The sequence below is a fragment of the Kitasatospora sp. NPDC096128 genome, assembly GCF_040303105.1.
Classification (GTDB): domain Bacteria; phylum Actinomycetota; class Actinomycetes; order Streptomycetales; family Streptomycetaceae; genus Kitasatospora.
This window is the reverse complement of record NZ_JBEOSP010000013.1, coordinates 81,819-94,114: the sequence shown is the minus strand read 5'-3', so window position 1 is coordinate 94,114 and position 12,296 is coordinate 81,819. Positions and strand designations below refer to the sequence as shown.

Sequence of the window (12,296 nt, the reverse complement as noted above, 5' to 3'; positions counted from 1 at the left end):
CCGCATCGGAGCCCGGGGCCGCTGGTCGGTACTTTCCCGACAGCGGCCGACGTCGTTGCACCGGGCATGAGCGGATTCGAGGTCAGGGCAGGGTGAGGATGCGGGGGCCGTTCTCGGTGACGGCGACGGTGTGTTCGATGTGGGCGGCTCGGCTGCCGTCGATCGTGCGCAGGGTCCATCCGTCGCGGTCGGTGCGGTAGTCGTTGCGCCCTCCGGCCATGAGCATGGGTTCGATGGCGAGGGTGAGGCCGTGGCGAAGGGGGAAGCCGCGGCCGGGGCGTCCGTGGTTGGGGAGGTGGGGGTCTTCGTGCATCCGGCGGCCGATGCCGTGGCCGCCGAAGTCGGTCGGCATGCCGCAGGCGGCCTTGCGGGCGACCGTGCTGATGGCATGGGAGATGTCTCCGATGCGGTGGCCGACGGTGGCGGCGGCGATGCCGGCGTCCAGCGCCTGCTGGGTGGCGGCGATGAGGGCCAGGTCCGCCGGGCGGGGGGTGCCGACGGTGAAGCTGATGGCGGCGTCGCCGGTCCAGCCGTCGAGTTCGGCGCCGCAGTCGATGCTGACGAGGTCGCCGTCGCGCAGCCGGTAGCCGTCGGGGATGCCGTGTGCGACGGCGTCGTTGACGGAGGTGCAGATCACTGCGGGGAAGGGCGCGGGGGCGAAGGAGGGCTGGTAGCCCAGGAACGGTGAGCGTGCCCCGGCTTCGGTCAGGACGGTGCGGGCGGCCTCGTCGAGCGCGCGCAGGTGAACTCCCACGGCTGCCGCCGCGCGGGCGGCTTCGAGTGCGTGGGCCACGATGCGTCCTGCCTCACGCATCAGCTCCAGTGCTGTGTCGGTCTTGATCTCCACCATGTGTCGGGTCTCCCTGCGATGCGACGTTGCCCAATACTTATACCGGTATTAGTATCACGGTCATGGTGAGAGTTCCTTTGAGTCCGCACGAGCGGCAACGCGGGGAGCGCTTCGGGGCCCTGCTCCGCCAGGCCCGCGGTGACCGCAGCATGGTCGACGTGGCGGCGATGGCCGGGGTGTCCGCGGAGACGCTCCGCAAGATCGAGACCGGTCGGGCCCCGACCCCGGCCTTCTTCACCGTGGCGGCCCTGGCCTACGCGCTGGACCTGTCGCTGGATGACCTGGCCGCCGCCTGCGCGGAGGATGCCGACGGCGGCGACCAGGCCATGTCGGCGTGAATCCCGGCACGGCTCGGGCTTCTCACGTCAGCCCCCGGATGACGACGAGAGCCGTCGGACACGCAAGGGCTGATCGACTTCTTCAAGAGGAACGGGCCGGTCCGGTAGGACGATGACGCGCCTTCGGCTCCGCCGCCCCGCTGGACGCCGTCGTGGTCCGGGCCGTGCCGGTGCCCGCGCCGGTGGGGGGCGCGGGCCGGGCGGAGCGGTGGCCTCAGCGCGAAAGGGTTCTGAAAGCTGCGCCTCCCTACGGTGCGGGTGACCGGGAGACACCTGCCCGGACCCGTCCGCAGGGAGATTCAGATGGAACGACTCGGAACCTGGGTGACCCGGCACCGCCTGGCCGTAGGGCTGCTGTGGCTCCTCGTCACCGCTGTCGGCGTGGTGCTCGCGCCCTCGCTGTCCGGCCGGCTGCAGCCAGGCAGCCACGTCAACGGCCCCGCGTTCACAGCCAACACCGCGATCTCCGCGCACTACGGCGGCGCGGCCGCCGACCCCGGCGTGCTGATCCTCAACACCCCGGCCGGGCAGACCGTCGACACACCGCAGGTCAAACAGGACCTCACCCGGATCGACGCCATGCTCGCCAGGACCGCGCCGGATCTGCGCGTCGTCTCCTTCGCGGCCGCCGGTGACGCCGCGCTGGTCGGCGCGGACCGGACCAGCACCATCGTGCTCGCCTACCCGCCGAGGCCGAACGACGACATCGGCCCGGAGCAGGTCGACCGACTGACCGCCGCCGCGCGGCAGGCCGCGCCGGCTCTGACCGTCCACGGCACCGGCTACCACGCCCTGGAGGCCGGGAACACCACGGGCAGCGGCAACTCCTCGGTGCTGACCGAGCTGCTGATCGGGGCCGCGGGCGCACTACTGGTCCTGGCGTGGGTGTTCGGCTCGCTCCTGGCGCTGCTGCCGCTGCTCACCGCCGTCATCAGCGTCCTGACGATGCAGGTCCTCATCTACGGCCTCACCTACCTCGTGCCGTCCTCCTCGCCGCTCAACCCCTCGGTGCAGTACATCGTCGCGCTGCTGGGGCTCGGCCTGTCGATCGACTACTCACTGCTGGTGGTCACCCGCTGGCGCGAGGAGCGCAGCGCGGGGAAGTCCAACGACGAGGCGGTGCTCGCCGCGATGAAGCGGGCCGGGCACAGCGTCTGGTTCAGCGGCGTCGTCGCCTCGCTCGGGCTGTTCGCGCTGATCGTGATCCCCAACTCGGTCGTGCGCGGCATCGGGATCTCCGGGCTGTTCATCCCGTCCACCGCGACGCTCGTCGCGCTGACCCTGCTGCCCGCGATCCTGTCCAAGGTCGGGCCTCGGGTCGACTGGCCCCGCCGCGCGTCGCGCCGCACGGCGGCCAGCCGGTTCTGGACCGCCTGGTCGGTCGGCGTGATCAAGCACCGGGTGCTCGCGGCGGTCGTAGGCCTGGGCCTGCTCGGCGCGCTGGCCGGCACCGCGGCCACGATCGACGTCGCCCAGCCGACCACCCACGCCATGGCCTCGGCCGGCAGCTACACCGACGGTCTGCACGCGCTGGAGACCGACGGTTTCCCGTCCGGCACGCTGACCGCCGTCCCCGTCCACGTCCCGCACGCCGCCGACGCCCCGGCGCTCGTCGCGTCGCTGAACTCGCTGTCCAGCCTGCGCGGCGCCGCCGTGGCGGCCGGACCCGGCTGGTCGGCGAGCGACGGCTCGGCGCTGGTCGTCGCGATCCCGCAGACCGAGATCGGCAGCTCGCACAGTGGCACCGCGCTGGCAGACATCCGCGCGGCGGGCGGCTCGGCGGCACCCGGTGCGCTGGTCGGCGGCGACGGCGCTCAGCGGATCGACGCCACGAACGCCACGTACGGCTCGTTCCCGCTGCTGTTCGGGATCGTGGCGCTGGTGACGTTCCTGCTGCTGGCCCGGGGGATGCGCTCGCTCCTGCTGCCCGCGAAGGCGGTGCTGCTGAACATGCTCTCGGTGGCCGCGACGTACGGCATCCTGGTCCTGGTGTTCCAGTACGGCATCGGCATGCGGGCGCTGTGGGGCACCGGCACCTACGGCACGATCGACGCCTTCGCGCCGGTCCTGATCTTCGGATTCCTGTTCGGCGTCTCGATGGACTACGAGGTCTTCATCCTGGCCCGGGTCCGCGAGGGCTTTGATCGCACCGGGTCCACCCGGGAAGGCATCATCGAGGGCGTGTCCCGAACGGGGCGCCTGGTGAGCTCGGCCGCCGTGATCCTGTTCTTCGCGCTGGCCTCGCTGTCCACCGCCAACGATATGACGGTCCGTGAGATCGCCGCCGGGCTGGCGTCCGGAGTGGTGCTGGACGCGATCGTGGTGCGGATGCTGCTGCTGCCCGCGCTGGTCTCGCTGCTCGGCGCCTGGAACTGGTGGCTGCCGGACCGGGCCCGCCGTATCCTGCGCCTGAAGCCCGCAGCCGTAGCGGGCCCCGACCTGCCCGCGGCACGGTGCACACCCGCGCACACCGCGCCGACCGCAAGGGACGCTGGATAGATGCGAGTGCTGGTGGTCGAGGACGAGCCGGACGTCGCCGAGGCCCTGGCCTGGGGCCTGGCGGCGGAGGAGGGCTACGTCGTGGACGTCGCGGGCAACGGCGTGGACGGGCTGTGGAAGGCCACCGAGAGCCCGCACGACGTGATCGTCCTGGACGTGATGCTGCCGGGGATGGACGGCTACCAGGTGTGCCGCACGCTGCGCGAGCGCGGGATCTGGACCCCGATCCTGATGCTCACGGCACTGGACGAGGACCTCGACCACGCCGAGGGCCTCGACAGCGGCGCCGACGACTACCTGCCCAAGCCGTTCTCCTACCCGGTGCTCCTCGCCCACCTGCGCTCCCTGACCCGGCGCGCACTCGGCGCCAGGCCGGCCGTGCTCGCCGCCGCCGGCCTGGCGCTGGACCCCGCCGCACGCACCGTCACGTGCCACGGTCGGCCACTGGAGCTGACGGCACGTGAGGCCGCGGTGCTGGAGTACCTGCTGCGGGCGGCGGGACGGGTCGTGTCGAAGACCGAGCTGCTGGAACACTGCTGGGACGTCCACTTCGACGGCGACCCGACGGCCGTCGAAGTGCTGGTGCACCGGCTGCGGCGCAAGATCGAGGCTCCTGGCGCGGGCGGCGGGTCGGTCGTCGAGACGGTGCGAGGGCAGGGCTACGTCATCCGGGAGCACTCGTGACCACGGCTGAGGCGCTCAGGAGGTTCCGGCCCGCGACGGTGCGCTCGCGGGTGACCGTCGCCGCGGGCCTGGCGCTGACCGCGGCCGTCACGCTCGGCCTCGTGATCATGTACCTGCTCCAGGCGGACTCGGCTCGACGCACGGTGCAGAGCCAGGTGCGCACCTACGCCACCCAGGTCCAGCAGTCGGCCTCCGCCGACGGCACGTTCCCGAGCCCGCTCCCGGCCTCCTCCCTCGACCCGGCCGCCGAGGCCCAGGTACTGGCCGCCGACGGCCGCGTCCTCGCCGCCACCCGCACCCTGAGCGCAGTACGCCCCGTCTACGACCTGCCACCCGGTGCCACGTCCCCGGTCCGTCAGAAGGCCGCCGACGGCGTCGTCCCCGGCGAGGTCACGGTCTACGGCGAGCACGACACGGTCGGCGGACAACCGGTGTCCGTCGTCACCCTGACGCCCACTTCACTGCTCGCCCAGGTGAACGAGACCTTCGCGCGACTGCTGATCATCGGACTGCCGGCGCTGCTGCTCCTGGCCTGCGCCACGGTCTGGCTCGTGGCCGGCCGGGCCCTGCGACCGGTCGAGCAGATCCGCCGCGCGGTCACCGACATCACCGACCTCTCGGCGGCGGACCTGACCCAACGGGTCCCGGAACCCGGCACCGACGACGAGATCGGCCACCTCGCGCAGACCATGAACGCGATGCTGGCCCGGCTGGAGGACTCAGCCTCCCGGCAGCGCCGCTTCGTCGGCGACGCCAGCCACGAACTGCGAAGCCCCCTCACCGCGATCCGCGCCGGTCTGGAAGTCGGCCTCGCCCACCCGGACCGCGCGCCGTGGCCGGACATCGCCACGCGCGCGGTGAAACAGGCCACCCGGCTGGAGGCGCTGATCAGCGATCTGCTGCTGCTCGCGAAGACCGACGCCGGCAAGGCCGCCGCCCGCCGCGGCCGCGTCGAACTGGCACCGCTGCTGGCCGAGCTGACGGAGACGACCGCGCCGGTCGGCGTCGCCGTCTCGGTCGAGGTGCCGCCGGGGCTGGCCGTGACCGGCGCTACCGAGGACCTGTCGAGGCTCTTCCGCAACGTCCTCGACAACGCTGTCCGCCACGCACGCACGACGATTCGTGTCACCGCCTCCCCGCCCGCAGCCGGCAGCACCGCGAACGGCCTGGTCCGGATCACCATCGCGGACGACGGCCCCGGCATCCCCGCCGAGGACCGGGACCGGGTCTTCGACCGGTTCGTCCGCCTCGACGCCAGCCGCGAGCTGGTCAGCGGCTCGACCGGGCTCGGCCTGGCGATCGTCAGGGAGATCGCGATCGCGCACCAGGGGACGGTGTCCATCGGCGCGGCGGTCGAAGGCGGCGCGCTGGTCACGGTGACGCTGCCCGCCGCGGGCGATGCCATGTCATGAACTCCGGTGGCCGGATCAAGCCCTCGACCACCGGATGAGGGCCGGCACCGTGACTGCCCGGAACGTGCGGGGCCGGGGAGGCGCCATGCGGGTTCGGCCCGTGGACCTGGGGGCCGCGGACCCGGTGTCCGGCACCCTGGACACGCCTAGGGGTGGGTCAGCGGCAGAGGGCCGCGTCCAGGGCGTCCGCCATGTGCTGCGCGCCGGCCTCGCCCGGGATGGCGGTGACCGTGATGGCGGCGGCGCGGCCGTCGTCGGTGATCCCGTTGCGGGAGCGGTATCCCGCGGTGGTCCCGCCGTGGCCCCAGAGGAGGCCGCCGCAGGAGAGCGGCTTGCTCTGCAGGCCCAGCCCGTAGCGGACCCCCGGGCCCAGGAGCTCGGCGGGGACGGTGGTGCGCATCTCGGCGAGCTGCGCCGCGGGCAGGAGCCGGCCGCCGAGGAGCGCGGCGTAGAACGCGTTGAGGTCGGTGTTGGTGGAGACGAGCGCTCCCGCGGCCCAGGCCGCCGAGGAGTCCATCTCGGTGTAGTCGATCGGAGCCGCGTCCGGCGAGCTGCGGTAGTAGCCGTGCGGGTGGGCCTCGTGGATGCTCATGTCCCCGGGAGTGGGGAAGTAGGTGTGGCGCAGGCCGGCGCGGTCGATGACGCGCTTGGTGATCTCCTCGCCGACCGGCCGTCCGGTGACCTTCTGGATGAGGAGTCCGGCGACGATGTAGTTGGTGTTGCTGTACTCCCAGCTGGTGCCCGCGGGGAAGCGGGCCTTCTGGGCGAGGGCGCTGTCGAGGAGGTCGCGGGGCTCGAAGTAGCGGTACTGGATCGTGGTGAAGTCCGGGAGCGCGGGGGTTTCCATGTAGTCGGGCAGGCCGCTGGTGTGCTGGAGCAGCTGGCGGACGGTGATGTTCCGCCCGTCGATGCCGTCGCCGCGCAGCAGGCCGGGCAGGTAGGTCTCGACGGGGGAGTCCAGGCCCAGCTTTCCTTCGGCGACGAGCTGGAGGACGACGACGGCGGTGAAGGGCTTGGTGTTGCTGCCGATCCGTACCTGCCCGTCCATGGGGACCTTGGCCCTGGTGGCGAGGTCGCCGACGCCGGCGGTGTAGGTGTGGGTGCGGCCGTCGCGGCCCTTGACGGAGGCCAGCGCGGCGGGCAGGCCGTCGTCCTTCACCAGCGCGTTCAGGCTCGACTGGACGCTGTCCGGCCTGCCGCCCGCGAACGCCGCACCCGGTGCCAGCGCCCCGGCCATCACGGCCCCGGCGGCCGCGGTGGCCACGGCCACCGCCAACCCGCGCCGGCCGCGGCGGAGTCGGCCGGCCCGGTTGTGCTGTACGTGCTCGTGCATCGAGGAACTCCTCTGCTGGAGGGGGGAATCGGTACGGCCGGGGGGTTCCGCGCGCAGAACCCCCCGGCCCTAGCGGTGTGCACGCTCAGGCCGGATCAGGCCGGAGCGGGGAGGGTCAGCGGCACAGGGTGGAGTCCACCGCGGCCAACACGTGCTGCTTGGCCGGGTCACTCGGGATCGTGGTCACCGTGATGCTGACGGCGCGGCCGTCGTCGGTGGCGCCCCCGGAGGTGTCGTAGCCCGGAATGGTCCCGCCGTGGCCCCAGTACACGCCGCCGCACGACAGCGGCCGGCTCATCAGGCCCAGCCCGTAGCGGGCGCCCGGAGCCACCTCGTCGGCGGGGACGGTGGTGCGCATCTCGGCGAGCTGCGCCGCGGGCAGGAGCCGGCCGCCGAGGAGCGCGGCGTAGAACGCGTTGAGATCGGTGTCGGTGGAGACGACGGCGCCCGCCGCCCAGCCCCAGGACGGGTCCAGTTCGGTGTACTCGCGGAGCGAGCCGTCTGCGCCCCGGTGGTAACCCTTGGGGTGGGCCTCGTGGATGCTCATGTCCCCCGGGGTGGGGAAGTAGGTGTGGCGCAGGCCGACGCGGTCGACGATGCGCCGGTTGATCTCCTCTCCGAGCGGCCGTCCGGTGACCTTCTGGATGATCAGGCCCGCCATCAGGTAGTTGGTGTTGCAGTACTCCCAGCGCGTGCCAGGGGCGAAGTGAGCCTTCTGGACGAGGGCCGCGTCGAGCAGTTCCCGCGGTTCGAAGTACCGCTTCGGGTCGGCGAGGATCGAGCCCTTGTCCACGTACTCGGGCAGGCCGCTGGTGTGCTGGAGCAGCTGGCGGACGGTGATGTTCCGCCCGTCGATGCCGTCGCCGCGCAGCAGGCCGGGCAGGTAGGTCTCGACGGGGGAGTCCAGGCCGACCTTTCCCTCGGCGACGAGCTGGAGGACGACGACGGCGGTGAAGGGCTTGGTGTTGCTGCCGATCCGTACCTGCCCGTCCTTGGGGACCTTGGTTCCGGTGGCGAGGTCGCCGACGCCGGCGGTGTAGGTGTGGGTGCGGCCGTCGCGGCCCTTGGCGGAGGCCAGCGCGGCGGGCAGGCCGTCGTCCTTCACCAGCGCGTTCAGGCTCGACTGGACGCTGTCCGGCCTGCCGCCCGCGAACGCCGCGCCCGGTGCCAGTGCCCCGGCCATCACGGCCACGGCGGCCGCGGCGGTCACGACCGCCGCCGCCCGGTGTCGGCAGCTCCGGCGGGAGAGCGGGAAGCGGCTGCTCGGTGCATGCTCGTACACGAAAGGACCCCTCCGATGAATGGCGCCGGTGGTTCCCGGCCTTGATCAAGAGGACCATTCAGCGGCAGGGGAGTTCGTCCGCACCCAGGACGAAACCGCGCCCGGGAGCAGACTCCGGGAGCCGCCCCCGGCCGGGACCGTACTCCTGGCCACCGGTGCCGATCGGTCCGCCGCGATGTGCTCGAAGCAGTCCCGCCGCGAACCCTCACGCGGACGCCGTCCGTGGGCCGCGCGGAGGACCTCGATGGCCCGGCCGGCGGAACCGGGGTGGAAATTCCGCCCGCGGCGGGCCTGGGCCTGCTACAGTCGTTGTAGTTGCAGTAGTGGTTCCCATGAACTTTGTGTGCGCCTGCTGATGTTTCGCAGGCGCATTTTTGTTTCCCGGCTCTTCCCCGGGTGGGTGCTCATCGCGGCGACTCGAAGCGCGCGCTGTGCACGCTTCGGACAGCCCTTGAAGGAGATTTTTTTATGGCTAATGGCACTGTGAAGTGGTTCAACGCGGAAAAGGGCTTCGGCTTCATCGAGCAGGAGGGTGGCGGTCCTGACGTGTTCGCCCACTACTCGAACATCAACGCCAACGGCTTCCGTGAGCTGCTCGAGGGCCAGAAGGTCGAGTTCGACGTCACGCAGGGCCAGAAGGGCCCGCAGGCCGAGAACATTCGTCCGCTGTAGTTTTCCGCCACGGCACCCGCCTGGTAGCGAGGGGCCCGCACCGCGTACATGATGCCCGGTGCGGGCCCCTCGGCATTGCGCCACAACGCACACCCCGGCCGTTCAGGCCCCCCGGCTCCGCCACCGGCGGCCATTCCCACGCGAGACGCTCAGCGCCGCGTCCGGATCGGCGCCCTGCCGTGACACCCACGGTTCGAGGATCTTCGCTCCCGCCCTTCGCGGTGAGCGCGGGCCTGAGGTGACGTGCCGCACGGTTTCACCGTCCACGCCCCGCCCTCTCCATGCTTTCGGCCGTTCCCCGCGGTCTCCTGCCGGCGCCCCGCGCTGCGGAGCCGCCTCGCGACGTGCCGCCCCAGGAAGGTTTTTCCATGAACCGGTCCCGCCGATCCTCGTACCAGAACGCCAACTCCCGCTCCTCGGCCTCCTCCCGATCCGCCGGCACCGCCTACGGTTCCCGCTCCGGCGGCAGCTCCTTCTACGGCGACCGGCCCGCCGGCGGCCGGAACTCCCGTCAGGGCTCCCCCCTGCAAGGGGAGTTCGCGATGCCGGTGAGCACCACTCCGGCGCTGCCGGCCGTCGAAGCGTTCGACGAGCTGGACATGCCGAAGGCGCTGCTGTCGGTGCTGACCCGCCAGGGCGTCACCACGCCGTTTCCGATCCAGGCCGCGACACTGCCGAACTCGCTGGCCGGCCGTGACGTCCTCGGCCGGGGCCGCACCGGCTCCGGCAAGACCATCGCGTTCGGCCTCGCCGTGCTGGCCCGCACCGCCGGCCGGCGCGCCGAACCGCGCCGCCCGCTGGCCCTGGTGCTGGTCCCCACCCGCGAGCTCGCGCAGCAGGTCACCGACGCCCTCACCCCGTTCGCCCACGCGGTGCGCCTGCGGCTGGCGACCGTGGTCGGCGGGATGTCGATCGGCCGCCAGGCGCAGGCGCTGAACCGCGGGGCGGAGGTCGTGGTGGCCACCCCCGGCCGGCTCAAGGACCTGATCCAGCGCGGTGACTGCCAGCTGGACGGGGTCGGTGTCACGGTGCTCGACGAGGCCGACCAGATGGCCGACATGGGCTTCCTGCCGCAGGTCACCGAACTGCTGGAACAGGTCGCCGAAGGCGGCCAGACGATGCTGTTCTCCGCCACCCTGGACCGCAACGTCGACCGCCTGGTCCGCCGCTTCCTGAAGGACCCGGTCACCCACTCGGTGGACCCGTCCGCAGGCGCGGTCAGCACGATGGAGCACCACGTGCTGCACGTACAGAACTACGACAAGGCCGCCACGATCGCGCACATCGCCTCCCGCGAGGGTGGTGTGATCATGTTCATCGACACCAAGCACGGTGCCGACAGCCTGGTGGAGGACCTGCTGGCGAACGGGGTGAAGGCCGCCGCCCTGCACGGCGGCAAGTCCCAGCCGCAGCGCACCCGCACCCTGGAGCAGTTCCGGACCGGCCAGGTCACCGCGCTGATCGCGACCAACGTCGCCGCCCGGGGCATCCACGTCGACGGCCTCGACCTCGTCGTCAACCTCGACCCGCCGAGCGACCACAAGGACTACCTGCACCGCGGCGGCCGCACCGCCCGCGCCGGCGAGTCCGGCACCGTCGTCACCCTCGTCCTGCCCAACCAGCGCCGCGCGATGGCCCGCATGATGACCACGGCCGCCATCACCCCTGTCACCACCCGGGTCAGCGCCGGCGACGAGGAGCTGGCCCGCATCACCGGCGCCCGGGTGCCCACGGGCATCCCCACCGTGATCGCCGACCCCGTCGTCGAACGCCCCCGCCGCAGCGCGTCCACGAGCCGCGGCCGCCGCGGCCGCCCCGCCTCCACCGGCGGCGACACCCGTGTGACCGCCACGGGCCGCGACAACAAGGGCTCCTCCGGTCGCCGCCGGGCACCGCGCCGCGTCGCCCTCGTCGCATAGCACGTACGTGGGGCCGGGAGGACGAGTGGGCAGGAGGCATCGCGGAAGTGCCGCAGACCGCGCGGCGGGTGCCTCGCCGGCACCCGACTGCCGCTCACCCCGCGGGCCCCGCCCCGATGGCCCGGTTGTCCCGGAGACCCACCGCCAGGGTCAGTTCAAGGACCCGCTCCGGCGAGGCGAGATCCGGGAACAGCTCCCGCAGCTGCGACATCCGGTACCGGACTGTCTGAGGATGGACGAACAACGCCGCCGCCACCTCGTCCCGCCTGCCCTGGTGCAGCAGCCACGCCCGCAACGTCTCCTCCAGCCGCCGTGCGGTCGCGACAGGCACGGTCCGCAACGGCGCGAGGGCTCGGGCACGCAGGTCTGCGAACGCGTCCACGTCGGCGCTCAGCACCAGCTCGGGCAGGTGGTCCTCGGTGTCGCGAATCTCGGAGGAGAGGGAGCGCGCACGTACGGCCCGTGCGTACGAGGCGGACGCGCGAGTCCAGGGCCGTGCCGGGCCGACCACGGCGGTGCGGTCGGTCAGCTGCCGCAGGAGGTGCGGCCGGTCGGCATCGGGGACGAGCAGTACGCCGGTGGCGTCCGGCAGATCGTCGAGGACGAGGGTGCTCGGGTCGAGCACGCGGTAGGCGGGCCGGGCCTGGGCGGCGGGCAGCAGGACCGCGGTCAGCGAGACCGGAGGCTGCCACCCGGCCCGTTGGACAGCGGCCAGCAGCACGTCCGGGCTCGCGCCGGCGAGGAGGTCGCGGGCCAGGTGTTCCAGGTGGCGCTCCTTGGCCCTGCCCCGGGCGGCCAGTTCGTCGGCATGGCCCGCGGCGCTCGCGGCGGAGAGCTCGTCGATGTAGGCGAAGGTCAGCTCGGCGAACTTGGCGACCTCCGCGGCGGGCAGGCCCGCGGGTACGGCACCCGCCGCCAGGCATCGCCAGGCCACCCGGGCGCCGACGCGGTAGGCGCTGAGCAGGGCGTCCATCGAACGGCCGTCGCGCACCTCGCCGCGGCCCAGCTCGTAGGCCGCGTCACCGGCGTCGCCGCCCGTGGCGTTCCCGCTGGCGCGGTCCAGGTAGTGCCCCAGGGCGGTGCGGACGGCTCGGCGGATGGTGGCGCCCATGCGGCCCGAAAGCGCGTTGGCGTAGGGAGGGACCTCGTCGATGATCGCCTCGACGACCTCGTCGGCGGTCGCCGTCAGCGCGGCCCGAAGTGCGGTGACCGTCGTCTCGTCCAGGACCAGTTCGCCGGCCCTCCGGGTGGCATGGCTCACGTTCTTGTTCCCTACGAACAATTCAGCCGACCAGATTTACGTCCTA

Annotated in this window: 10 protein-coding genes; 6 read left to right on the top strand and 4 right to left on the bottom strand. The window is 72.5% G+C overall.

The window, feature by feature from the left end:
• Nucleotides 1–82: 82 nt before the first annotated feature.
• Nucleotides 83–850, bottom strand: coding sequence for a type I methionyl aminopeptidase (map, locus tag ABTY61_RS16795; RefSeq protein ID WP_350505740.1), 768 nt, complete (start codon nucleotides 848–850; stop codon nucleotides 83–85).
• A 62-nt stretch (nucleotides 851–912) separates the two neighbouring features.
• Here map and ABTY61_RS16790 point away from each other — a divergent pair, with 62 nt between their 5' ends.
• From ABTY61_RS16790 to ABTY61_RS16775, 4 genes are all read left to right on the top strand, one after another.
• The gene (locus ABTY61_RS16790) at nucleotides 913–1,188 is read left to right on the top strand and encodes a helix-turn-helix domain-containing protein (protein WP_350505739.1); all 276 of its coding nucleotides are present in this window, start codon (nucleotides 913–915) and stop codon (nucleotides 1,186–1,188) included.
• Nucleotides 1,189–1,491: 303 nt separating this feature from the next.
• Nucleotides 1,492–3,687 (top strand): MMPL family transporter, encoded by a 2,196-nt coding sequence (locus ABTY61_RS16785; protein WP_350505738.1) that lies wholly within the window; start codon nucleotides 1,492–1,494, stop codon nucleotides 3,685–3,687.
• Nucleotides 3,688–4,371 carry a response regulator transcription factor gene (locus tag ABTY61_RS16780; protein WP_350505737.1) on the top strand — a complete coding sequence of 228 codons (684 nt, stop codon included), beginning with the start codon at nucleotides 3,688–3,690 and terminating at the stop codon, nucleotides 4,369–4,371.
• Complete coding sequence (locus ABTY61_RS16775; RefSeq protein ID WP_350505736.1) at nucleotides 4,368–5,783, top strand: sensor histidine kinase; 1,416 nt, start codon at nucleotides 4,368–4,370, stop codon at nucleotides 5,781–5,783. Before ABTY61_RS16780 ends, ABTY61_RS16775 begins: the two co-directional genes overlap by 4 nt.
• A gap of 157 nt (nucleotides 5,784–5,940) precedes the next feature.
• On the opposite strand, the gene ABTY61_RS16770 is transcribed toward ABTY61_RS16775, so the two are convergent.
• Nucleotides 5,941–7,116 carry a serine hydrolase domain-containing protein gene (locus ABTY61_RS16770; RefSeq protein WP_502895336.1) on the bottom strand — a complete coding sequence of 392 codons (1,176 nt, stop codon included), beginning with the start codon at nucleotides 7,114–7,116 and terminating at the stop codon, nucleotides 5,941–5,943.
• Between the two features lie 115 nt (nucleotides 7,117–7,231).
• Nucleotides 7,232–8,398 carry a serine hydrolase domain-containing protein gene (locus tag ABTY61_RS16765; protein WP_502895335.1) on the bottom strand — a complete coding sequence of 389 codons (1,167 nt, stop codon included), beginning with the start codon at nucleotides 8,396–8,398 and terminating at the stop codon, nucleotides 7,232–7,234.
• Nucleotides 8,399–8,866: 468 nt separating this feature from the next.
• Here ABTY61_RS16765 and ABTY61_RS16760 point away from each other — a divergent pair, with 468 nt between their 5' ends.
• Nucleotides 8,867–9,070 carry a cold-shock protein gene (locus ABTY61_RS16760; RefSeq protein ID WP_030918248.1) on the top strand — a complete coding sequence of 68 codons (204 nt, stop codon included), beginning with the start codon at nucleotides 8,867–8,869 and terminating at the stop codon, nucleotides 9,068–9,070.
• 368 nt (nucleotides 9,071–9,438) lie between these two features.
• Nucleotides 9,439–10,989 carry a DEAD/DEAH box helicase gene (locus ABTY61_RS16755; RefSeq protein ID WP_350505735.1) on the top strand — a complete coding sequence of 517 codons (1,551 nt, stop codon included), beginning with the start codon at nucleotides 9,439–9,441 and terminating at the stop codon, nucleotides 10,987–10,989.
• Nucleotides 10,990–11,083: 94 nt separating this feature from the next.
• Here ABTY61_RS16755 and ABTY61_RS16750 read toward each other — a convergent pair whose 3' ends face one another.
• Complete coding sequence (locus ABTY61_RS16750) at nucleotides 11,084–12,250, bottom strand: PucR family transcriptional regulator (RefSeq protein WP_350505734.1); 1,167 nt, start codon at nucleotides 12,248–12,250, stop codon at nucleotides 11,084–11,086.
• Nucleotides 12,251–12,296 lie beyond the last annotated feature (46 nt).